The sequence below is a fragment of the Pseudomonas sp. 7P_10.2_Bac1 genome, assembly GCF_025465935.1.
Lineage (GTDB): Bacteria > Pseudomonadota > Gammaproteobacteria > Pseudomonadales > Pseudomonadaceae > Aquipseudomonas.
This window is the reverse complement of record NZ_JANLNV010000085.1, coordinates 143,779-167,247: the sequence shown is the minus strand read 5'-3', so window position 1 is coordinate 167,247 and position 23,469 is coordinate 143,779. Positions and strand designations below refer to the sequence as shown.

16 protein-coding genes and 1 pseudogene are annotated in these 23,469 nt (G+C 58.0%); 6 read left to right on the top strand and 11 right to left on the bottom strand.

The window, feature by feature from the left end; genetic code table 11:
* Positions 1–27 precede the first annotated feature (27 nt).
* Together NTD86_RS20185 and NTD86_RS20180 are read right to left on the bottom strand one after the other, a co-directional pair.
* The gene (locus NTD86_RS20185; RefSeq protein WP_262204891.1) at positions 28–6,462 is read right to left on the bottom strand and encodes an NEL-type E3 ubiquitin ligase domain-containing protein; all 6,435 of its coding nucleotides are present in this window, start codon (positions 6,460–6,462) and stop codon (positions 28–30) included.
* Between the two features lie 99 nt (positions 6,463–6,561).
* Positions 6,562–7,467, bottom strand: coding sequence for a DMT family transporter (locus NTD86_RS20180; protein ID WP_262204889.1), 906 nt, complete (start codon positions 7,465–7,467; stop codon positions 6,562–6,564).
* A 135-nt stretch (positions 7,468–7,602) separates the two neighbouring features.
* On the opposite strand from NTD86_RS20180, the gene NTD86_RS20175 reads away from it, so the two are divergent.
* Positions 7,603–8,478, top strand: a complete 876-nt coding sequence (locus tag NTD86_RS20175; RefSeq protein WP_262204887.1) for a helix-turn-helix transcriptional regulator — start codon at positions 7,603–7,605, stop codon at positions 8,476–8,478.
* A gap of 123 nt (positions 8,479–8,601) precedes the next feature.
* On the opposite strand, the pseudogene NTD86_RS20170 reads toward NTD86_RS20175, so the two are convergent.
* The 5 genes and pseudogenes from NTD86_RS20170 to NTD86_RS20155 form a co-directional block, all read right to left on the bottom strand.
* Positions 8,602–9,215 (bottom strand): annotated as a pseudogene (locus NTD86_RS20170) (hypothetical protein).
* Positions 9,216–9,279: 64 nt separating this feature from the next.
* The gene (locus tag NTD86_RS24380) at positions 9,280–9,741 is read right to left on the bottom strand and encodes a PAAR domain-containing protein (RefSeq protein ID WP_410017000.1); all 462 of its coding nucleotides are present in this window, start codon (positions 9,739–9,741) and stop codon (positions 9,280–9,282) included.
* Between the two features lie 421 nt (positions 9,742–10,162).
* The gene (locus NTD86_RS20165) at positions 10,163–12,598 is read right to left on the bottom strand and encodes a TonB-dependent siderophore receptor (RefSeq protein ID WP_262204918.1); all 2,436 of its coding nucleotides are present in this window, start codon (positions 12,596–12,598) and stop codon (positions 10,163–10,165) included.
* A 141-nt stretch (positions 12,599–12,739) separates the two neighbouring features.
* On the bottom strand, positions 12,740–13,729 hold the full coding sequence (locus NTD86_RS20160; RefSeq protein WP_262204884.1) for a FecR family protein: 990 nt from the start codon (positions 13,727–13,729) through the stop codon (positions 12,740–12,742).
* Complete coding sequence (locus tag NTD86_RS20155) at positions 13,726–14,277, bottom strand: RNA polymerase sigma factor (RefSeq protein ID WP_262204881.1); 552 nt, start codon at positions 14,275–14,277, stop codon at positions 13,726–13,728. The genes NTD86_RS20160 and NTD86_RS20155 overlap by 4 nt, the downstream gene beginning before the upstream one ends.
* A 181-nt stretch (positions 14,278–14,458) precedes the next feature.
* Between NTD86_RS20155 and NTD86_RS20150 the strand changes: the two genes are divergently transcribed.
* The 4 genes from NTD86_RS20150 to NTD86_RS20135 all read left to right on the top strand — a co-directional run bounded on the left by NTD86_RS20150 (position 14,459) and on the right by NTD86_RS20135 (position 19,035).
* On the top strand, positions 14,459–14,947 hold the full coding sequence (locus NTD86_RS20150) for a sigma-70 family RNA polymerase sigma factor (RefSeq protein ID WP_262204878.1): 489 nt from the start codon (positions 14,459–14,461) through the stop codon (positions 14,945–14,947).
* Positions 14,944–15,909: a FecR domain-containing protein gene (locus NTD86_RS20145; RefSeq protein ID WP_262204876.1), complete on the top strand. Its 966-nt coding sequence runs from the start codon at positions 14,944–14,946 to the stop codon at positions 15,907–15,909. Before NTD86_RS20150 ends, NTD86_RS20145 begins: the two co-directional genes overlap by 4 nt.
* Positions 15,910–16,078: 169 nt before the next feature.
* Positions 16,079–18,409, top strand: a complete 2,331-nt coding sequence (gene fecA, locus NTD86_RS20140) for a TonB-dependent Fe(3+) dicitrate receptor FecA (protein WP_262204874.1) — start codon at positions 16,079–16,081, stop codon at positions 18,407–18,409.
* A 200-nt stretch (positions 18,410–18,609) separates the two neighbouring features.
* Positions 18,610–19,035, top strand: coding sequence for an HPF/RaiA family ribosome-associated protein (locus NTD86_RS20135; RefSeq protein ID WP_262204872.1), 426 nt, complete (start codon positions 18,610–18,612; stop codon positions 19,033–19,035).
* Positions 19,036–19,114: 79 nt separating this feature from the next.
* Here NTD86_RS20135 and NTD86_RS20130 read toward each other — a convergent pair whose 3' ends face one another.
* Entirely contained in the window at positions 19,115–19,615 is a 501-nt protein-coding gene (locus NTD86_RS20130; RefSeq protein WP_262204870.1) for a phosphate-starvation-inducible protein PsiE, read from the bottom strand.
* A gap of 244 nt (positions 19,616–19,859) precedes the next feature.
* On the opposite strand from NTD86_RS20130, the gene NTD86_RS20125 reads away from it, so the two are divergent.
* A complete protein-coding gene (locus NTD86_RS20125) occupies positions 19,860–20,117 on the top strand; it encodes a YebG family protein (protein ID WP_048368282.1) in 258 nt (85 codons plus the stop codon).
* A 49-nt stretch (positions 20,118–20,166) separates the two neighbouring features.
* Here the strand turns inward: NTD86_RS20125 and NTD86_RS20120 are convergent, their stop codons facing one another.
* The 3 genes from NTD86_RS20120 to fahA all read right to left on the bottom strand — a co-directional run bounded on the left by NTD86_RS20120 (position 20,167) and on the right by fahA (position 23,468).
* A complete protein-coding gene (locus NTD86_RS20120; protein WP_262204868.1) occupies positions 20,167–21,192 on the bottom strand; it encodes a Leu/Phe/Val dehydrogenase in 1,026 nt (341 codons plus the stop codon).
* A 329-nt stretch (positions 21,193–21,521) separates the two neighbouring features.
* Positions 21,522–22,151, bottom strand: a complete 630-nt coding sequence (gene maiA / locus NTD86_RS20115; RefSeq protein WP_262204865.1) for a maleylacetoacetate isomerase — start codon at positions 22,149–22,151, stop codon at positions 21,522–21,524.
* A gap of 12 nt (positions 22,152–22,163) precedes the next feature.
* On the bottom strand, positions 22,164–23,468 hold the full coding sequence (gene fahA / locus NTD86_RS20110) for a fumarylacetoacetase (protein WP_262204862.1): 1,305 nt from the start codon (positions 23,466–23,468) through the stop codon (positions 22,164–22,166).
* Between the last annotated feature and the right edge of the window lies 1 nt (position 23,469).

Here is a 23,469-nt window from a genome sequence, read left to right as displayed (position 1 = left end):
AACAGGCGCCCGCTGTTTAACTGGCGGCTACAACTGGCTCAACGCTTGCCGGGTAAGCTTAGTCAAAAGGGCTTTGCGCTCATGAGCCCAATCCACTGCGACGGCCTGCCCGTGGTCTTCCCCTTGTTCCATGGCCTGCGCCAAGGGTTGCCTGAACTTTTCTTTCAAGGCACTGAATGGCTGCGCGTAGCGCTTCTCTAAAAAATCCACCCAGAAACGGTCTTCAGTCATATACGCGAGCATCTGCTCGTTGGTATCCATTGCCAGAACTGCATCACGCGCCAGTACAACAGCACCGTCATCAAGCTTCCCCAGTTCGGAAAACTTCATGTTTTTAGGCTGAGCGGGCAGTTGTAAGGCCTGCGTCAGTGCCAAGCGGTACGAAAGAGCCACTTCCAGTTCATCTAAGACCTCTCCTTCGTCCTTCTTTTTACGGGTGTATTCGGCTGCCAGCCGATCCAACTGGTGCACTCGGAACTGACCCCGCACGAGTCTGGCCAGATTCCTCTCAGTGCGAGCAGGGTCCCCATCCGCCAGTGCCTCAAAGACCAAGACCTGGGTTTCCAGCCGACTGAACATCAGCGCTAACGAATCGCAGCACTGCCTGGGTTCTTCTGCCAGATCAAACAATGAATCACGCAGGGTTTCATGATGGGCAGCCGCTTTGAGCATTGTCTGAACACGTCGGACCAGATCATCTTTGTCTTTTACAAAATCCTGGGTGCTTTTCAAGCCATCGATCAGTGTGAAAAAGCTCTCGGAGCGCGGCAGGTCTTCCAGCGATTGAACCTCAATAGACAGGGGAGCCCTCTTCTCGCTAGCCAGTCCATCAAGCCAAACCAGATGATCGAAAGTCGACTGTGCAGGGGGATGGTCGGCATCCAGGTGCAAGCCGAAATTGACCCGGGGGCGAAATGGAAAATCACGCAGTTGCTGCAAGGCAGCCGCACTCAGTGGATTGCCCGCCAGATGGGTGCCGTTGTTGATTCTCCAATGTGCCGTGAAGACCTCAGGCGGTATCTGGGTGATGAGGTTATTGCTTAAATCCAGATCGGTCAGACGGCTCAACTGCAGTACACCTGAAGGCCACGCCTGGGAGTGAGTCGAGGCCAGATTCAACGTGCGCAGTTGAGTCAGGCGACTGACATCCAGCGGCTCGGGGAGTACGCACCCTCTTAAATTGAGCGCCTGCAAGTGAACCAGCCCGCTGATCATCGCCAGCTCCTGACGCCTCAGGCGCAAGCGAACGATGTTGTCCGTTATGGCCAGTTGAGTCAAACCTGACAATTGCTCGATGGCCTGCGGCAAATGAGTGAAATCACAGCGCTCTATTTTCAAGGACGTCAACGCACCAAAACGACCTAAGAATTGCTCAATATTATTCGCGTCGACGAAAGCCATCCCGGCACCCACTTCAAGCCTGAGCATCGATAAGTCGACTACATGACTAAATTGCGCAGAAAGAACAGGTAATGTCGGTACTCGAAAGTTCTCCAGCGCCAACGCGTACCCCACACTATTCCCGCTCAAATCAACTCGGCCGCGTGACTCCTTGCGCCATGCGCTGCTCAAGGCTTGGGCCATCGCCTGCTTTTGCGCTTGAGCAGCAGAGTTGTACCCTTCAAGGTCAGTTCTCTGTGCGACCCAGGCGTCGAGGTCTTGCAGCAGTTTCGTTGCCTCGTCTTTGAGTCGAGAGAGCTCACTGACAACATTCAGATTACGCTCGCGCATCTGCGCAAAGGCTTGCGTAGCCTCAAACTCGCCGCTGGCCGGATATATGTTTTGATAACGCCGGACTAACTCCGGCTCTGTCACAGTCTCGCCGGATGCTTGCCCTCGGCCACTCAAGGCATAGCCGATTCGCCCGCCAGCAAAGCGTTTAGGCGGGGCAAACCAGGGACGCTTCGCCACCATGCCCAAGAGGCTATAGACCTGGTCGCGGTCCTTGATGACTCTCACGATCAGTTTCTCCTTGAGCAACTCGGCGCCACCGGGATAGGCATCGCCCAGTGCCTGACGCTCAGCGTCTGGCAATGCGGCCATCAACACCGTGAAAAAATCCTGGGGGCTGGCGTTGACGTCGCGCCCAGACACCGAGCCCTCTTGCCAACCTTGCGTGGTGTTGACCAAGGTTAACTGCACCGTGCCATTGTCCGGCCCCAAGTGACCGATCAGCGCGCCATTAACAGAACCCTCCCGGGCCTGCACCCTGACCGTGGCAGACCATCCCGCCAGTGTGCCAAGCGAGTGCAGCATCAGCCTCACGCTGTCGTTGTTTTGCAGGGCGGGCAGATAGAAACCCTCAATGGCACGGTTGACTCTCAATTCACGTAAATACCAGCGAGCCTCCTCGCCAATCCGTAACGGCACACGGCCCTGTTCTGTCAGTTGAAGGGTTTCAGCCTGATTGGCACTGCGCACCAGCTCACTGGCAATGCACGCGGGCAAGCCCGGGAAGACCCGCTTGATCAATGCGACGGACGGGCCTGGCTGGTTTTCGGAAACCTGCGCCACCGCCTCAAACAAGGCCGGTGTCATGCCGCCTGTGGAGCGGACCAGATAATGATAGAGCGCATGCACATACCGCACGTCACTGGGGGTGTGGCTGAGCAGGTCAGCGTAGGTATCGTCTGGCCGTATTGACTGCTGGAGCGCCGCCAACTGAGACGGCGTCAAGGTTGCCATAAGGCCGGTGCGCCCATTGCGGTCAAACGCCTCGGTAATCGCTGAGAACAAAGACCGATCCACATTTTGATCACGCTGTATAAGCAAGGCTTTAAGGCGTTGGGCGTGTCGGAATCGCGCCAGGGTATCCACCAGCAGGGCCGGGATGGGCTCACGGTTAACGTGCACCCGCCTGAGCATGTCATCAGTGGTGTTGCTGACGTGCAGAATCCCCGTCATTTCATCGCTGTTAAAACCTGACGCGCTATGTCCAAGGCGCTTTAACAGATACAACCCATCCCACTCCAGGGGTTGTTCATAGTGATGGCGCCAGCTGCCTTGATCGTTGCCATAAAGCGGAATCGGCGCGCGACCAAAACGACTCGAATCGATGATTGCATTCACCCGACCCAGCGTCGGGGATTCAACGTCATAACACTGAAAATCCAGCGCAATGCGAGGGCGATTATTGTGGGGATGAATCCCCTTGGCATTAGGCTCCCATTCAGAGGGTATGTCTGCGCCAGTCAATGCATAGCGTTCTACCTGCGCAAAGGCCGGGTCAATGAACCCTGCAGGCGTGCGCTGGGCAACGAGTTCATTCCCGATCACCTCGCGCCATCCCGACACCGTCACCGGTACCGCGCCGAGACGGTTCTGGATTCGCGTAGACGTCCCTAGCCCTGCAATCACGGCTGCCAGAAAACTGTCCGGGCCGCTCACCGCGGGTATGACCGTGTGATGCTGCATGTCATAGGCCGAATACGTGCCGGCACCTTGATCGATGAGCACCAGTTCATTCTTGCGGTATTTTTCATAACCGGCCCCGGCCACCACATTTTCGGCTTCGGTATAAACAATCAACTCCACGTCCAGCCATTGCTTGAGCTTGGACGCGCACAGTTCCTTGAACCATTGATCGACGTCCTGATTAAACGCGCGAGGGTGGTATACCGCATCCAGCAACCGCTCAACCCTTGCTGAAAAAACAGCCCTGAAGACCGCATCATGCAAAGGCTTGGGCAAGCGCCTTGAACGCAGCAATGCGTGGCGTTGCAGCGTGTCACTCAAGTGGTTGAGATGCCGGGCCAGATCCGGATAAAGGCGCAGCAACTCATGACAACGCGCCATGGAAAGCCCCGGGTGAACACTGCGCAACCCGAGCACGACGGGAGACACGGCGACGGTGGGCCGGTATTCGACCAGGCCTTCGGTGATGCCGCTGGCCGTGAGCTCATCCTTACCCACGGTCAGCGCGGTAAATAAAGTGTCTTTGTGTACGTTGAGCTGTGACGCCAGTTGCTGGCTCATCTGCAACCTATCGGTTGGCAACGACAACTGTTTGATGACGTCGGTCAACAGATCATCAGGGAACGCCCTCAGGGGCAAAGAGGTTGTGGTCACCAGTTCACCGTCATCCAGACGCTTTAAAATCACGCCATTGCGACTGCCCGCAGGATAGGCAACCTGACCGTACACTTCGCTGAAAGTCTCGCTGCTATCCAGCACCATCAGCAGCGTGCCCTTGGGCCAATACTCAAGGCTGGGCATCAGCGACAACACGGGCCCCTCAAGAATCGCGGGGGATTGTCCATACTGGTTCAAGCCCTGGATGCAACGCTGGAGTTGGGTATCGGCCTGAAAGCGGGTCACCGCATCTGTCAGCGCTGACGGTGCATGATCGCCAGCCCACAGGCGCTGCAAATCGGCGCGGCTCACTGCACTGATATCCAGCGCCCTTTGCGCGACCTGGGCAGTCATGCCACTCACCATCCGGCACAACAACTGACTGTCGCTCAAGCCCTGACTGTCATCCAGCGCCAATTGCCAGCGCCGTTGCGTTTCGTCCCACACCACAGGCGGCCTGTAGGCATTGGGGTCAACCTTTGCAATTGCGCGCCAGGTGCCATCCGTGTTGCGTTCCACTTCGACAACATGGCGCTGGCCGTCTTTTTCCAGAAAGACATAGTCATGCCCGGCCTGACGGTAAATACCTTGCTCATCCAACACCATGTGGTCAGTGACCGACGAGGGTGCCAGGGTAAAAAGGGCCACATCGCTTTGCCAGAGATCAGTGCGGCCATCAACCCGGGTAAAGGTCCTGGGTTGCCCCATTTGTTGCAGCATTTTTGCGTGGCGAAGCTGGGCCACTGTGCCCGCCTTCCTGTTCAGCAAGGGCGTGACCAGAATATCGAGGGCATCGAGCAGCAGTTGCGCGCCGCCGCTGTGATCCCCCCGGGACGACTGCTCCAATGCACTGAATGCCTCCTGGGCGGTGCTCCCCAGGAACAGCAATTGAATGACTCTGCTCAGGCCCTTGACCGCACCGGGTATCGGGATCAATAACAACGCGGCCAACTCGTCAAACAAGGTACTGACTGCCGACACCAGGTCTTGCCAGTCTTTTGCGCTTTTCTCCTGCGCCAATTGCAAGGCGCGGTTGGCATAGAGCCCGCATTGATAATAAAAAAGCGGTAACTCCAGAGAGTTTTGATCGCTGACAACCTTGAAGCCCAAATCGTCAAAGGCTATCCACTCTCGCCGCAGAGGAGGCAACTGGCCCGGGATCGTGTAGCCAAGGGTGCCCGCACCGGCAGGCTGCGGGACAACCGTTATCAACTTGTCCTTGAGCTCTTCGGACAATTGCACGTGGAACCAGTCCAGCTTGTTATCGGCGCGGTCCTTGAGTAACTGTTCGCGAAAGTCAGCGATCACCTGCGAGGGAACCCCATGCCAACGCAACTCTCCTTTAGGGCGTCCCGGAAAAAAACTGAACACCCCCTTCGTACCCGGCAGTTCAAGCTGATAAAACGGAATGATGAAATGCCCGGCGTCCTTTTGCGCTGTCGGTGCTGGACGAGTTGAGACAGAAAAACCCCGCTGCGGATGAAACCCGTGACCACTTAACAACTCTGCAGGCGTGAACTTGATCGTCAAGACAATCTGGCTGACGGTCAAAGCAGTAGATCCACTATTTAGTGCGGTGCTGAGCGCCTGGACAGCTGCCCGCTTTTGCGGGTTCGGGCCACAACTTCGATAAAACTCCATGAGGCTGAACTGCAGATGCGCCGCTGTTTGCGTGCGCATCAGGCTTTGAAGCGTTGAGCTGAACTGCAGCTTCTCGATGATCCGCAATTGAAGCTCTTCGCCCAGGTTAAGGCTGCGCGCCGCATCAATGAACGCCTGCACCGGGATCAGCGACGTCGTGTCGATGTTTTCAGGAACCTGCGCAGTTCTGAAACCAACACCCGGAGACAGATTGATGAAACTGGCATTGACCAGGCTGTCGCTTCGGTAACTCGCAAAATAGGCAAGAAAACCAAAGTTCATACAGGCCGCCTCCCACAGGGTCATGCTCAACACATGCGCCATGGGCGTGCCCTCGTCGAGGCGGGCGAGCGGCTCAGGGAGCCTGGGCTCACCCTCAACCGTTGACGGCGAACGTCTGGCGCGTTGAGGCCATTGCAGCGTCCTCTGCGGAGTGTGCAAGTACCGGGTGTGGATATAGACCTTGAGCGGGTCCAGGTCTTTTCCGGTCACGGCCAGTAACCGCTCCCGAATGCGGGCGACACCTTGGGCTTGAAACGCGTCTTTCAGGGACTGGTCTTCACGTTCTACGTCTTTTGTAGCCGTTGCATACTGTTGCGCCAAGTGACGGTAGCGACGTTGTTCGGCATCAGTGAGCGAGGCGAACTGGCTGCTGACCGATTGATGTAAATGCTCAAGGACCGCGTGTTCGGCCCATTGTGTTGCAGTTAAAAAAGGGGAAGCCGGGGCGTCATGATCAGGTAGGGGCATGGGCGCTACTCAGGAGTTAAATCCTGAGACTAACCACGCGCCCTCTCAAAACTCGTTAGATAACTACCACCTGCGCACACCTGAGCTGAACACCTGCAATCAGGCCATACGGTGGCTTTTTTCACGCGCAATTATCGGCTTGGGCTTACGGAACACCAGCACATTGCCCAACATCACCAGCACCAGCCCGGCCAGGGCGGGTGCGGTCCACTGGTAGCCTTCCACAAATGCCGACACGTTGAGCGCCACCAGTGGGAACAGCACCGTGCAATACGCTGCCCGCTCCGGGCCCATGCGCCCTACCAAAGTCAGGTACGCAGTAAAGCCGATCACCGAGCCAGGAATCACCAGGTACAACAGCGATCCTATATAGCGGGCGTTCCATTCCATGTCGAAGGCAATACCGTTAAACGCGCAGTACACCGCCAGCATGCTCGCGCCATACAACATGCCCCAGGCGTTAGTGGTCAGCGGCTTGAGACCGGCCTTTTGCTGCAAACTGGACAGCATGTTGCCCGCCGAAAAACACATCGTGCCGATCAAGGCCAGGCCCAGCCCCAGCAAGGTCTGCGGGGTCGCGGTGTGCCCGGTCAATTCGGGCCAGAACAACAGCGCCAGCCCCAGTAACCCCAGCGAGCCGCCAGCAATCACGTTGCGGGCTATTTTTTGTTTGAAGAACACCCGCGCATTCAAGGCGTTCCACAGCGTGGCCGTGGAGAACACCACTGCAATCAACCCCGTCGGCACCCACTGGCTGGCGGTCAAAAAACACATGAAATTCACGCAAAACAGACACAAGCCCTGGGCCAGACAAATCAGGTGGCCGCGACGATTCATGACCTGCAGCTTGCGGCTGAGCAGCAACACCGCAAACAGCACCAACGCGGCCAGGCCAAAGCGGTACACAATCGACACCGGAATCGCCACAACCCCCAATTGCAGCTTGAGGGCGATCCATGTGGTGCCCCAGATCAGCACAGTTAACACATACAAAAACAGGTTCATGGCGCACTCCAGTCAATGGCCTTCAGTGTGCAGCCAGGCGGTCTTGCGGCACTTGCAGATTCTTGCGCTTTTGTTTGTGCGGGGCTGGCAGGCGGTGCGTGAGGGAGTAGGATGCAAAGCGTTGGAGAACTGACCATGCACACACTGCACACCCTGCAAGTCTTTCAAGCCATGGGCAGCTCGCCCAATTCACGACTGGAGCACAGCTGCGAGCTGGGCGACGGCATGGCTGCGGCGTTGTGGAGCAACCATCACGACGCACGGACCTACGAAGCGCCGACACATCACACCTTGTCGTGCTACATCTCGGGCGGTACCGGTACCTTTCGTCGCGAAAAACCGGGCAGCAAAGGCTCGCCGGGCAAGCTTTGCGTGCTGCCCGCCGGGCATCAGTCTTCGTGGATCATCAATGGCGAAATCCGCCTGGCCCACGTGTATGTCAGCCAGGCGCAATTCGCCCTGGGTTGCATCACCCTGCTCGACCGCGAACCGCGCAGCCTGCAACTGCGCGAACTGACTTTTCAGGAAGACCCGCAGCAAAGCCTGCGCTTTCATCAACTGATCAAACTGAACTGGAGCGAGCCGGGCGAGCGTCTTTTAACCAGCACGCTGGCCAGTGAGCTGCTCGATCATGCGTTGCTGAATCAGGTGGGCCTGCGCGACGGTCTGCAACTCAAGGGCGGGCTGGCGGCGCATCAGCGTCGTCAACTGGTTGAGCACATTGAACACTCACTGGCCGAGCCGATCAGCATCGGACAGTTGGCGGCGCATTGCGCGCTGTCGCCCTACCACTTTGCCCGCATGTTCCGCGAAAGCTTTGGCGTGCCGCCGCATCAATACGTGCTGGCCCGGCGCATGGCCCGCGCGCGTGATTTATTGCGCAATAGCTCCCTGGCGCTGGGCGATATCGCCCTGGCCTGTGGCTTTGCCAGCGCCAGCCATTTCACCAATCGGTTCAAACAGAGCATGGGCGCCACGCCGGGAGAATACCGGGCGGTGTACAAGCCATAACGCAATGGCCTGCACCTCATCGGCATCGATCAGGATTAACTGCGATTGTTCTGCGCGCCCATCAAACGAAGGTTTGCTGGGCGTGCACGATGAGAAAAATTGACCGCCACATTGAGTGGCGGGTCACTGTGTTACCCACGGTTGGGCCAAGTCCAATTTGATGAGATATCGCTCCTCTGTGGGGTGCCGATAATCCTTGAAGCGGTTAACTACCAGCATCACTTGGTATTTGTCTCCCGCCTGCCAATAAGACGTCCCCCCTTTGTTCACATTGCGTAATTGAGCACGCCATTGTGGGGTGTCGGCGAACGGGGGGTCGTAATTGACTCGTATGGGCACCCAGCCCCCTTGGCGCCATTGCTCCTGTAAATCCAGTACGACCTTGAGGGTGTCGTCGAGTAATAAGGGCTCGACTTGAGGGGACAAACTGACATTTTCGATTCGTTCATTTTTGAAGCTAACCATAAAAAAACGAGCAGCCGGGGTTACGAAACCGTATTGAGGATCTATGAGGCGAAGGCGTGCATCAGACTTCGGAAGTCTTCCCCAAATTTCTCCGGGAATGGCGGGATCAATTGCGGCACTGGAGCGCTGACGCATGTCCTCCCAGGGCTCGCCGGGTATTAACGCAATTTCCGGTTCATCGGCAAAAAAACGCGCTACGCCCATACCAGAAGTGCAACAACAATTAGCCCAAGCCCGGCACGTCGCCAACCTGTTGGCCAGGTCCGGCTCATCGGGCGCCCTGACCTTTGGCAATATCATCAATGGCCTGTTCGATCCGATGCCGTTCGGTGCTGTTTAACAGGGCGTCAAACTGCGCGGCTGCTTTAAGCACAGTGTTTCCGTGAGGCCGAAGGATGGAGTGGAAGCCGATGTGAAGTGTGTCGGGCGCGTTGCGCGCGTGACAGCGGGGGTTTGGGTTGGAGTTTCTGAGGTGACGGCTACGCGGCTTGAGGTGTTTTGCGTTACAGAGCGCGCGTTGGCAGGTGCGATCAGGCGGTTATGCCCGGCAGGACAGCCGCAATGAATGGCTGCGCCATCCAGTACCGTCGCAATGCCCATCCAAACCATGGATGGCAGGCTATCAACGATGACGCCGATTTTTCCGCATTGCGGGCAGGGTGTCGTTTTATCCCCGAGCCGTAATACGCCTCTGCCTCCTTGTATAGCACTTGCCAAACTGCTGATACACACCGCGCCAGTGGTCGTCAGGTCACCATGCAGACCTTGCCCTATGCCGTTGACACTTCCTCGTCCCATGGCTCAGCCCTCAACCGAAAGATCGAAATCATCCGGCATCGGCCCCCTGCCTTGCTGCTCAGAAAAGAGCGAGTCATTTAGCGTTCGCAGATAGTCAGGGCAGGCCTCACGGGTATACAACAAGGTCAATGAGGCATGCATTTGGAGGGTCCTGAGTGCTTTGGACTACTTTCCTTTTGCCATTTGCGCGAATGCACTGTGTCTGGTGCGCATCCGTGTTGATGACAATGAGTGAAATAGTTTGATTGAAAGCCAGCACCCTGGATCTGCGTGCACCAGAAGTAAATCGGACTTTTCTGAAAGTTATTAATTACCCAAGACAAAAATTGGCCAGCACCTTCGACAGGGTCTGCCGGAGCGTGATCAATTTTGCTGTGGGAGCGAGCAAGCCCGCGCCCACCAAAGAGGTTGTCCCAGGCGTTTAAAACTCCAGGGTGCTGGCGAGGGTGAACTGCCGTGAATCGCCAATCGAGACGAAGGTGCGGCTGGCTGCCGAGGTGTAGTACGTGCGGTCAAACAGGTTTTTGACGTTGAACTGGAACCTGACTTGCTGCCCTTCGATGCGGGTGTCGTAGGTGGCGAAGGCATCTGCCACGGTGTAGGCAGGCAGATCGAAGTCGTTCAGGGCATCACCTGCCCGTTCGCCCACATAACGGGCACCTGCACCGACGCGCAATTTGTCACCGCCAATGAGGCTGCCGAAATCATAAACCGCCGACACCGAGCCGCTGTTTTTGGCCACGTTCTGTAAGCGCATACCTTGGTAAAGGTTGTCTTTGGTCACTTCAGCATCGGTGTAGGCATAGCTGCCGATCAGGCTCCAGTTGTCGCTCAACTGGCCGCTGACATCCAGCTCAAGGCCACGGGAGCGCACTTGGCCTGCTGTCGAGTAAATGGTGTCCCGGCCCACGGTGGTCGACACCAACACGTTACGCTTCTTGATGTCGTACAAGGCCACGGTGCCGGTGATCCGCCCCGGAATGTCCAGCTTGGCGCCCAGTTCCCAGGATTTGGCCTGCTCAGGTGCAACCGCTGAATCCAGCACCACACCACCACTCAACGGAGCAATGCTGGAGTTTGGTTTGAATGATTCGGTGTAGCTGCCATAAAAAGAAAGCTCATCGGTGTAGCGGTATACCAACCCGGCACGCGGCACCCATTTCACGCCGTTGGTATCGGTACTGGCCTTGAACGGAATGGCTTTGCCGCCCAGTTGGTCGTACTTCTGAAAGCGCGCTCCAGCCACCAGAATCCATTGATCGGTGAGATGAACGGAGTCTTGGGCAAACAGCGAGTCGCTGCGCAGCAAGTCCGTCTGATTGCTGTCTTTAGGGCTGACCGTGGTACCCGGCACTTCATTGCCATAGACCGGGTCTTCGTAGTTGAACGTGGACTGGCTGTCTTGCCGGATCAGCTCGGCGCGGTAGATTTTGCGGTACTCATCGTCGGCACCGAACACCAGATCATGCTGCATGCCCGCCAATTGGACTTTGCCTTGCAAGCTGACCGTGGAGAAGCGGTCGGTGGTGTTGGCGCCTTTGGTGCCATCCATTTTACGGGTCAAGGTGCCGGTCTGCGGATCAACCGCCGTCACCCGCACCTGGCTGGCGTCGTAGGTTTCGCGGTTCCAGCTAAAGCCGGCGTGGGCTTTCCAGTCATCATTGATGTCGTGATCGACTTCAAGACGGTACAGATCAGAGCGCCCTTGCATGTTGTTGAACGGTTCATCCAGACGACGAGTGGCCGGGATGTCCAGCGGGCGATTGGTCTGGGGGTTGATGGCGGTGCCGCGATCAAACGGCGAGAGAAATTCGCGGTGCTCGTAGGCCAGCAACACTTGGGTGTTATCGCCGTACCAGGCCAGCGAGGGCGCCACCAGGGTTTCACGGTGCACGCCAAAGTTGCGCCAGTAATCTTCGTCTTCGTGGTCGATGATCATCCGGTACGCCAGCCCTGAATCACCCAGGGCCCCAGTGCTGTCCAGGCTGCCGCCGCTGCCATTTTTACCCGATCCGTAGCTCGAACCGCGTACGGTCAGGGCGTTGTACTGCTCCAACTGCGGCTTTTTGCTGACCACGTTGACCACCCCGCCGGGGTCCTGAATGCCGTAGAGCAGCGACGCTGGGCCTTTCAATACTTCGACACGATCAGCGGTGGCGTTGAGCGCCCGCCCCTGCACGATGGGCATGCCATCGCGCATGATCGAGCCATCACGGTTGTCACCAAAGCCACGCTTCATGACCGAGTCCTGGGTGCTGCCCAGCGTATTGCCTTGGGTGATGCCGCTGATGTTGTTCAACGCGTCATCCAGGTTGCGCGGCGCCTGATCGCGAATCACCTGGGCGGCCACCACGTTGATGGTTTGCGGAGTTTCCATCGACGAACCCGTGCCGCGCATCACTGACGAGACTGCTGGCGGCTGATACGTAGTGTCGTTTTGCATCTGCGAGGTAATGCTGGTCGCTCCCAGATTCAAGGCATCACCCGTCGGCTGCGGCTCAAGGGCATAGGTGGCGCCGTCGATACGGCGCACATTGAACCCGGAATGCGCCAGTAATTGCTGCAGGGCCTGATCCGCACTCATGCGGCCTTTGACAGCCGGGGCTTGCAGGCCGAACGGCGCTTCATCGGTGTAGACCACACTGAGGCCGGTCAGGCGGCTGAAATCGTTGAGTGCCTGAGGCAAGGGTTTGGCCGGCAGATTGAAATCAAACAGCGCCACCGCCTGCTGCTGGACAACGTCTTGCGCCAACGCCACGCTCAACGGGCTGAGCGCCAGGCCTGCCATCACCAACGCAGATGCGCCCATCCACTGTTTAACCGAACCACCTGCCGCCGACCTTGCCCTGGACTTCATGCTCATGACCTGTGTGTGACCTGCTACGGAATGCGAACTTTTCGCATTTTCAAGCACTACACGGATGAGCCCGGGGGTTACCTCACCTGCTGCCGAAAATAATTTTTATTTCGACGGTTAAGAAGTCTCCAGGGCAAATCGTCAACGCAGCACAATCAACCGCCCAAACACGCTGTGCTGTTCAAATCCCAGCACCCCTTGCAGCGAATTAATCACCGCTTGCGGGTCGCGGCTGGAGAAGCTGCCGCTGATGCGTCGGTCCCCCAACTCTGCGTTGAGCAGCACGATGCGCCCCGGGTAGTAGCGTTTGAGATCGGCCACGACGTCGGCCATCGGTGTTTTGTAGTACGTCAGCCAGCCCGTGCGCCAGCCCAGTTGCGCGAGGCTGTCGACGCGGTGCACGGTGTCTGCCGTGCCAGCGGCGTAGGCCACTTGTTGATCGGCAGTGAGGATCTGCTGCGGGGCATTTTTGTCCGCCTTGACCCCCACCCGCCCGGACAACACTGTGACCTGTGCGCCCCCCGATTGCAGGCGAACCTCAAACTCGGTGCCCAAGACCCGGGCTTCGCCGCCGTCGGCATCCACTACAAAGGGCTGGCCGGTGTGGGTGACGTGAAAAAACGCCATACCCCGACGCAATTCGACGTGTCGCTCATTACCCTTGAAGTTCACCGCAATGGCACTGTCGGCCCCCAGCGTCACTTCGGATTGATCGGCCAGGGTCAGTGTGCGCACCTGCCCCGGCGCGCTGACGTAATCGGCGCCCAGGTCATTCATCCAGCGCATCGGCTGCCAACCGGCCAGCACACCCAACATCAGCAACAGGCAAGCCGCCACGGCCAGGCCGCTGGACCAGCGGACCAGACGCGTACGGCGGTGGGTGTTCATCTGCGTCAGGTAGCGCTGCATCACCAGCGCCTCTTCATTAGCCAGCGTGCTGCCCGCCACTTCACTCAGTTCCCAGATCACTTGTGCCTGGGCGTAGGCTTCAGCGTGAGCCGGATCGGCTTGCAGCCAGCGGCTGAAGGTCGCCTGGTCGCCGCTGTCGGGCTGATCGTGCAGCACGCTCAGCCATTGCAGGGCGGTGCGCTCCTGCTCGGGTGTCACCTGGATCTTCGAAAATTGGGTCACGATGCTGTCCCTGGCGGCTCACGCAAGCTGGCCTTGCAGGTCTCTAGGGCGCGCATCATATGTTTTTCGACGGCACTTTGGGACACGCCCATGACCTTGGCGATCTCGGCATAGGTGCGGCCATGGATGCGATTGAGCAAAAAGATATGCCGCGTGCGCTCAGGCAGACTGCGCAAGGCCGCCTCGACCTGACGCAAATCATTGCCCGCTTCCAGCGCTGCTTGCGGCTCACAAGCCTGCGCATCAGGCTCGGCTTCCCACTGCTGGTTGAGACGGTCGCGGGTTCCTTCGCTGCGCAGATGATCAATGGCGATATTGCCCGCGCAGCGCAATAAATACGTCCCCAGCTCTTCGACTTGCACCAGGGGGCGGCGCCAGAAACGCAAAAACAAATCCTGAACCAGATCGGCGGCCGTCGCCCGACAGCCCACGCGACGGCTGACTAACGCCTCCATTTGTGGGCGCTGGGATAAAAACACCTGCAGAAAATGCGCACGTCCATGGCGCGATTCACTGCCGGGGCCATCCTTGAGTTCGGGAGGGTTCATGGGCGTCGAGACGGGAGTCAAAAGAAAACGAATATTAATGATAAATATTCTCATATGCAAAAGCAGATGACGGGCTGTGCTGAATCCATTGATCAAGTGCGATTGCTCAATCCAATCGCTCGCCACTACAATGCGAACAATTCTTGTTCTCTAAAGCGTCTTCGGCGCAATTGGAGTGGTCGTGCCCCCGTCAAACACCGTCGAGGTTCTGTATCAGGACCACCACAGTTGGCTCACAGGCTGGTTGCGGCGCAAGCTCGGCTGCCCGCACGGCGCTGCCGACCTGGCCCAAGACACGTTCATGCGGCTGCTAACCGCCCGCGAGACGCCGACCATTGCCGAACCTCGGGCTTTTCTGACGGTAGTGGCCAAGCGCGTACTGTTTAATCATTACCGCCGCCAAGATCTGGAGCGCGCGTATTTACAGGCGCTGGCAGCTCTGCCCGAGCTGCTGGTGCCCTCCGAAGAAGACAAAGCCATCATCCTGCAGACCCTCGTGGAGCTGGATCAACTGCTCGACGGGCTGCCTTCGCCGGTCAAGCACGCTTTCCTGCTGGCACAGATCGACGGGCTGAGCTACGCCGAAATCGGTGCGCAACTGGGCATTTCGATCGCCACCGTCAAACGTCATTTGAATAAAGCCGCCTTGCGCTGCTATTTCGCTCTATGAACGGCACCTTTAACAACCCGCCCGACATTGCCCCCAAGGTCGCCGAGCAGGCGGTGAGCTGGCTGGTAGAAATGCAGGGCGGCGCGCTCAGCCCGCGTCGCCAGCAAGCCTGGGAGCATTGGTTGCAGGCTCACAGCGAACACCAGCGGGCGTGGGAGCATATTCAGCGAGTCAATCAACGACTGCGCGGTTTGTCATCACCGCTGGCTCACGCCGCGTTGAACGCGCCCAAAAGCAGCAGCCGTCGCCATGCGCTCAAGGTTTTGCTGTTGCTGGGAGCGGGCTCGGCACTGACCTACGGCTTGCGCGACCAACTGCCAATCAAGCCGCTGCTGGCGGATTACAGCAGCCCGGTCGGTCAGCGGCGCAAAGTACACCTGCAAGACGGCAGCCAACTCCAGCTCAACACGGCCAGTTCGGTAGATGTGAGATTCAACGCCCAGCAGCGTGTGATTCGTCTGCTAGAAGGTGAGATGCATCTGATTGCAGCCCAGGACTCACGACCTCTACAGGTACTCACCGCAGACGGCCAACTGCAGCCCCAGGCCGCGCGCTTGAATGTGCGCCAGTTCGACAACCGCACCGAACTGGCCGTATTTGACGGTCGTGTGGCACTGACACCTGCCGACCACACAGGCAGCCCGCTGTGGGTGCAGGCGTCTGAGCAAGTGAGCTTCAACCGCGCGGCCTGGAGCCCCCCACACGCACTGGACGCCGGCAGCGGTGCCTGGACCGAAGGCATGCTGGTGGCCGCACACATGCGTCTGGAGGATTTCCTGACCGAGCTGGGACGTTATCGCCGTGGCCAGCTCAATTGCGACCCGACAGTCGCAGAGCTGCTGATCTCCGGCACTTACCCGATTGACGACAGCGAGCGAATCCTCAGCATGCTGGAAGTCAGTCTGCCGGTGCGAATCAAACGCTTTACCCGGTACTGGGTGACCGTCGAGGCGCGTGCGTAACCCCTGTAGGAGCGAGCTTGCCTCGCGATTTTTTTAAAGATCAAAAGACCGCCAGGCAAGCTTGCTTCTACACCCTGTGTGTTTATTTCAAAAAAGATGAGCTGTTTTCAAATCTGACGTGACAGAGGAGGTAAGCCACTTCGATTTATCTTCTTCTCAGGACTTTGTCATGCCCATTCAGCCGTTCCGTCTTACGTCCCTGGCCAGTGTGTTGCTGGGTGCCAGCTTGAGTTTCACCGCCGACGCCCAAACAGACACCAAGCCTTATCACATCGCGCCCTCCTCTCTGGAAAACGCACTGAATCAGTTTGGACGCGAGGCGGGCGTGTTGATTTCGTTCAGCTCGGCGGCCGCCAGCGGCCTGCAGAGTCATGGCCTGGAAGGTAACTTCAGCCCGGAACAAGGCTTGCAGGCGCTACTCGAAGGCACGGGCCTGCAAGCCCGTGCCGAAGGCCAAGGAGCCTATAGCTTGCAACCGGCACCGGCTGCCGACACCCCGCAGAGTATCGAACTGGGCACATCCAGCGTGGTTGGCGACTGGCTGGGCGATGCGGCGCAGATCAATGTGTTTGAGCATCCCGGGGCGCGTGACGTGATCCGCCGCGAAGAATTCGAACGCCAGGGCGCCACTTCTGCGCGCGAAGTGCTCAATCGCATCCCCGGCGTCAACGCCCCGGAAAACAACGGCACCGGCAGCCATGACATGGCGCTCAACTTCGGTATCCGTGGCCTCAACCCGCGTCTGGCCACGCGCTCGACGGTGCTGATGGACGGCATTCCGGTGCCCTTCGCCCCTTACGGCCAGCCACAGCTGTCTTTTGCCCCGGTGAGCATGGGCAACATGGACGCGGTCGATGTGGTGCGCGGTGGCGGAGCCGTGCGTTATGGCCCGCAAAACGTGGGCGGCATCGTCAACTTCGTGACCCGGGCGATTCCTGACGAGCCGACGGTCAAAGTCGGTGTGCAGACAGAAACCAGCCCGTCGTCGACCCAGGACGGGTTCAAGAAAACCGCCAACCTGCTGGCGGGCGGCACCGCTGACAACGGCTTGGGCGGCGCCCTGCTCTACTCCGGAACTCGCGGTAGCGACTGGCGTGAACACAGCGACACACGTATCGACGACCTGATCCTCAAAGGCCATTACCAGCTCGACGAGGCCAACAGCTTTAACGCCATGGCTCAGTATTACGACGGTGAAGCACAAATGCCGGGCGGCCTGAGCGCTGCCGCTTACCGGGCCGACCCATACCAGTCAACCCGTCCGAACGACAAGTTCTGGGGTCGACGCACATTGATCAACTTCGGCTATCGCTATGAGCAAGATCGCCGCGAATTCACCGTGAACAGTTTCTTCACTAAAACCCTGCGCAGCGGTTATCTGGACCAAGGCAGCTTCCTCTCGCTGTCGCCGCGCCAATACTGGGTACGCGGGATTGAAACGCGACTGGCGCAAGGCTTCGACCTGGGCAGTAGCGTCCATGAAGTCGGCGTGGGCTATCGCTATATCAACGAAGCCGGGCACGAGTTGCGCTATCGCACGCCCATCGCCGACAACCAACTGCCCACCACCAATAGCCGAAACGACCGCGATACCCGTGGCGCCACCGAGGCCAATGCTTTCTTCATCGACGATAAAATCGACATCGGCAAGTGGACCTTCACCCCGGGTATTCGCTACGAAATGATCGATCAGCAGCAAACCAACCTGCTGACCCAAGTGAAATACAAAGGGAACTACAACACGGCACTGCCGGCACTCAACGTGATGTATCACGTCACCGACAACTGGAATATCTACGCCAACACCGAAGGCTCATTCGGCAGCGTGCAGTACAGCCAGATGCCGAACCGGGTCAATGAAGGCGAAGTAAAACCTGAAAAAGCTCGCACCTGGGAACTGGGCACACGCTACGACAATGGCAACCTACGCGCGGAGATCGGCGCATTTTTGATCAATTTCAATAATCAGTACGACAGCGACCAGACCACCGATTCTGTCATCGCGCGGGGTAAAACGCGCCATCAAGGCATCGAAGCCAGCGTCAACTACGCACTGGAAGGTTTGAGCCCCGTGCTGGCAGGGTTCGACGTGTACGCCACTTACGCCTATGTTGACGCGACCATCCGCGAAGAGGGGCCTACCAAAGGCAATCGTGTGCCGTTCTCCTCGAAAAACAAAGGCAGCCTGGGTGTCGCCTACACCGAAGGCCCGTGGAAGGCCAATCTGGACAGCACCTTCCAGAGCAATCAGTTCGCCGACAACGCCAACACCCGCGCTGAAAGCGCAGACGGCAGCGCGGGCCTGATCCCTGGCTACATGGTGTTCAACAGCCGCGTGGCCTACGATTTTGGTCACCAACTGGCTGACTTGAACGTTGCCATCGGGGTGAAAAACATCTTCAACCACGAGTACTACACCCGCTCGTTTGACGACAACAACAAGGGTAAGTACGTCGGCGAACCTCGCACCCTGTACCTCCAGACCTCGGTTGCATTTTGATATAAATCCGCCATGGCCCGCACACGCGGGCCTTTGTCCGTGTCAAAGACTGACGCGGGTCAGGGCGAATGGTTTTTCCTGAAAATAGTGCTTGAAATATTTGCTCATCGGCTCAAACACTGTAGGTGAGCGATGACGATGAACCTTTGGGTAGCGAGGCCGTCAGAACTCACACGAGCACGTTATAAAAGGGAAGAATTATGCAAACTGAAGTCTTTTCCGATAAGAACATCGCTGTTGACGTACGTACCCAAAATTGGGTGACAGCTACAGTTGAAGTTACGCTCGAACGTCATTTATTAGACCTGACTCGAGTGATCGTGCATGTAACCGACGAGAACGGCGGTAAATCCGGTCCCAAAGACAAACGCTGCAAAATGGAGGCTCGTCCAAAAGGTCACCAGCCGATTCTGGTATCCCACGACGCTGATGAACTGACACTCGCCGTTGAAGGCGCTGCGACCAAACTGGAGCACGCTCTGGCACATTTGTTCGGCAAGCTGCGTGGCAAACACACCGCCAAACTGCCCGTTGACGGGTTTGGAGTCAAAGAGCACAAAGAAAGCGCAGATGCGTTGCTCGAAGAAGAATTTCTGGAAAAAGAACAGGCCGTCCTCAATAGCTGATTCAGCGCCAGGGGCGCATTAAAAAGGGCGGGCTTACTTAGGTAAGCCCGCCCTTTTTTGTGGTGCAAAAAGCGCCAGATTACAACTCGCCCTTCTCCACCTCCGGGTGCTCGCCGGAACCGGCGCCGGTCTTGCGATGGGGGTTCTCGATCTTGACCGACGGGAACTGTGACGACGCATAGCGCACCACCAGAATCGCAAACGCCAGCAGCAAAATGGCCCCGGTCAGGTACACCACGCCCATGTCTGGCGGGTTGTGGTGCGAGACGTTGGAAATCAGCAAGCGGGTCAGCGCCGTGATCGCCACGTAAATGAGGAAACGCACGGGCATGTGGTTGGTCTTGAAATAAATCCCGACCATCGCTCCCAGTTCCAGGTAGATGAACAGCAGCAGAATATCGTCGATGGTGATGTTGCCCTTTTCCACCATCTGCAGAAACTCCATCACCGCCGCCCAGGCAGTGACAGCACCAATGGCGAACAAGGCCATGTAATGGAAGGTTTCAACGAACAAATTGCCCATCGATTCGGCCAGTTCATGGACCCGGCGTCGTAGCTTCTCAGCTTTGTTTACTCTCACGATGAAGCTCCTTGAGTCGGTTAAAACGGATCATCCGCGATGAACGTGACGCTTTCTGCATGCAGAAAAAAGGCCAGTCATCGCCAGTAAGATGATGGCCAGCAGCGATTAGACACGTCACCGGCCATTTGCAGCTAGAGTCAAAAAGTCGCTACCCAAAGCGCAGCGATTGGCTTATGCTTTTAGCTGTATAAAAACACAGTACTAGCAAGATAACTTATCGTGAAGGCATATGAGGTGGTAAATGGCCGTCGAAGTGGTATACCGCAGCAGCCGAGATCTGGAGCGTTTGTTCATGGATAAAGCCGAAGCTGACCGTCATGACAAAATGCTCGAACTGGCCGAGCTGCTGGCTGAAGTGTTGCAAAAGGCTGTGCCGTCGTTGAACGAGCAGCAAGTTGAAGAAGCCGGCATCTACATGGCGAAGAACCGCGATGTATTCGCCAAGGCGTTCAAGAGCCAGCCCGACGCACTGTCCGAGCTGCTGGTAGAGAGCGAGTAACCCGGGGCTTTAGGCTCGGGCTTGCAGCTTGAAGCTTGCCGCTCGCAACCTAATCCCCCCCATACAACAGCTTCTTCGCCAACTCATCCGAGACCCGGGCCGGTGAGCGTTTTTCTGCTTGGGCATGGGCGTAAATGCCGGTCAGGCGTTTGCTGATGCGCAGCAGGTGCTGGTTGATACTTTCTGGCTGTGCCCCTTGGTGGGTCAAGGCCATGTAGATCAGCCCGCCCGAATTGATGACGTAATCGGGGGCATACAAAATGCCCCGACGCTCTAGCTGATCGGCCACTTGCAGGTTGGTCAGCTGGTTGTTGGCGCAGCCGGCCACGGCCGAGCAACGCAACTGGGCGACGCTGTGCCAGTTCAAGACACCGCCCAGGCCGCACGGTGCCAGAATGTCGCACGGCGTACTGAGCAACGCTTCACAAGCAATCGGGTGAGCCCCCAACTGCTCCATGGCCAAGCGCACTTTGCCCGGATCGGTGTCACACACCAGCAACTCGGCACCTGCCGCGTGCAGTTGCTCGGCCAGGGCGTATCCAACTTTGCCCAGCCCCTGAATGGCGACCCGCAGGCCTTCGAGGTTGTCGCTGCCCAGGCGCGATGACGCGGTACTGCGAATGCCGGCAAATACGCCCATGGCCGTGTGGGCCGAAGGGTCACCTGCCACCGTGGTGCTGGTGACGTGACGGGTGTATTGAGCAATGCAGTCCATGTCGGCGGTGGAGGTGCCGCTATCGATGGCCGTGATGTAGCGACCGTCAAGTTGCTCCACACAGCGACCAAAGGCTTCAAACAACGCCGACCGACTTTCAACATGCGGCGCGCGCATGATGACGGCCTTTGCCCCACCGACTGCCAGGCCAGCCAGGGCCGCTTTGTAACTCATGTCCTGAGCCAGGCGGATCGCATCGTTGACTGCACTTTCGTCATTGGGATACGCCAGATAACGGCAACCTCCCAACGCTGGCCCCAAGCGACTGCTATGGATGGCAATAACGGCCTTGAGCCCTGTGACGGGATCAACACTGAGGTGCAGCGACTCCACATGGGCGCTTTGCATGAGAGCAAACATCAACCAGCCCTCGATCGGTGAAAGTTAATCGCCAGTATAGGCCGATGCAAAAAAGTTGCTGAAGCGAGCAGGAATAAGGTTCAGGGGTTTGTGGGGGTTGCAGATATATGGGGACATCCACAGGCCCGGCAATGCCACGCGACCTGCTTTTGGTCAGCGCGGGTACCCGCAGCGATTTATTGGATTGCCTGTTAGACCCGAGGTACGGGTTTTCGATTGATCTGCACTCGGACGTAGCCTTGTGGAGCTCGGCAACTTCACCCCAAAACAGTAGGAGCGAGCTTGCCTCGCGATCTTTTGATCGTTGACATCAAAAGATCGCGAGCCTGTTAAGCCGGGGTATCCGGTTGCCGGGCCGGATGGGCCTTGAGGAAAGCCGGATGCTGCTCGGCCAGCGCCGCCACCCGCGCAATGCGCGGGTAGGCCGCCAGCGGTACATCGAATCGTTGCGCCGCATAAACCTGCGGGATCAGGTACACATCTGCCAAGCCCGGCTCCGGGCCAAAACAATAGCCGCTGTCGCCAATCAATTGCTCGATGGCTGCCAACCCTTGGCTGACCCAATGGCCAATCCACTGCGTGACCTGCTCTTCGCCCTGCCCCAGTTGGCGCAGTTGATTAAGCACGCTGACGTTGTGCAACGGGTGAATATCACACGCGATCAGAGCCGCAACAGCGCGCTCGTGAGCACGGGTGATCAGGTCATCAGACAGCAAGGGCCGCACCGGATAGCGCTCTTCCAGGTATTCGATGATCGCCGGTGACTGGATCAGAACGTTGCCGTCGTCTGTACGCAAGGCCGGTACGCGGCCTTGCGGGTTGATGGTCTGATACACCGGCTGACGATGCTCGCCTTTGAGCAGATTGATCGGCACGGTCTGGTAATCCAGGCCCTTGAGCGCCAGCGCGATTCGTAGCCGATAGGAAGACGTCGAACGGTAATAGGCAAAGAGTTCCATGGCTCACTCCTGTCAGCGTGCAGCGACAACCTTGCCCCGGCACTCGCCAAAACCGATGGAAGCAAAACCTTCGCGCGTGCAGCGGGCGCGCAAGATGATCTCATCGCCGTCTTCAAGAAATTTGCGCACTTCTCCCGACGCCAATTCCACCGGGTGCTTACCGCCTTCGGTGATTTCCAGCAGGCTACCGAGTTGCGAGTGATCAGGCCCCGACAAGGTGCCCGAACCGAACAGGTCCCCTGGCTGCAACTGGCAACCGTTGACGCTGTGGTGGGCCACCAGTTGCGCGGCTGTCCAGTACATGTTCAGGCTGTTGCTCAAGCCCAGACGCTGCGCAGGCAGGTTTTGCTCGCGCATCGACTCGGTCAACAGCAGCACTTCCAGTTCGATGTCCAGCGCACCATTGGCCTGGTCCATGGCGTCCAGCAGGTACGGCAACGGCTGTGGATCACCTGCCGGGCGCGCTGGTTGTGCACGACGGAACGGCTCCAGCGCTTCAGCTGTGACCACCCACGGCGAGATGCTGGTGATAAAGCTTTTGGACAAGAACGGACCCAGCGGCTGGTACTCCCACGCTTGAATATCTCGCGCCGACCAGTCGTTCAGCAGGCAATAACCAGCAATGTGTTCGCTCGCCTCGCTGATCGCGATGGCTTCACCCATGTCGTTGCCCTGGCCGATCCAGATGCCCAGTTCCAGCTCATAGTCCAGACGTGCGCAAGGGCCGAAAGTAGGTTCGGTCTGCCCCGCTGGCAGGGTTTGGCCTTTAGGACGGCGCACATCGACGCCCGATGGGCGAATGGTTGAGGCTCGGCCGTGATAACCAATGGGCACGTATTTGTAGTTCGCCAGCAATGGATTGTCCGGGCGGAACAGTTTGCCCACGTTTTTCGCGTGCTCGATGCCGACATAGAAGTCGGTGTAGTCACCGATTTTTGCCGGCAGGTGCAGTTGGCAATCCGCCGCCAGCGGCAGCAGTTTGGCGCCCTGGGCTTCGATCTTGCCGCGCAGGGTACTGCCTTCGCTCAGCAGTTCGAGCAAGCGTTCACGCAAGGCAACGCGAGCGCTTTTGCCCAAGGCAAAGTAGGCGTTCAAGGCGCCGCCCAACGAGGCTTCCACAGCGATTTTGGCGTGCCCTTCAAACAGGCCGGCAGCCAGTGCGGCTTGCAGATCAAAAATATGTTCGCCAATCGCAACGCCGCTGCGTGGGGCACCACCCTGGATGCTGAACACTCCCAACGGCAGGTTTTGCAATGGGAAATCGCTATGACCATTGGCGGAGGCGATCCAGCTACGGGTCAAGGAGGACTGGGTCATG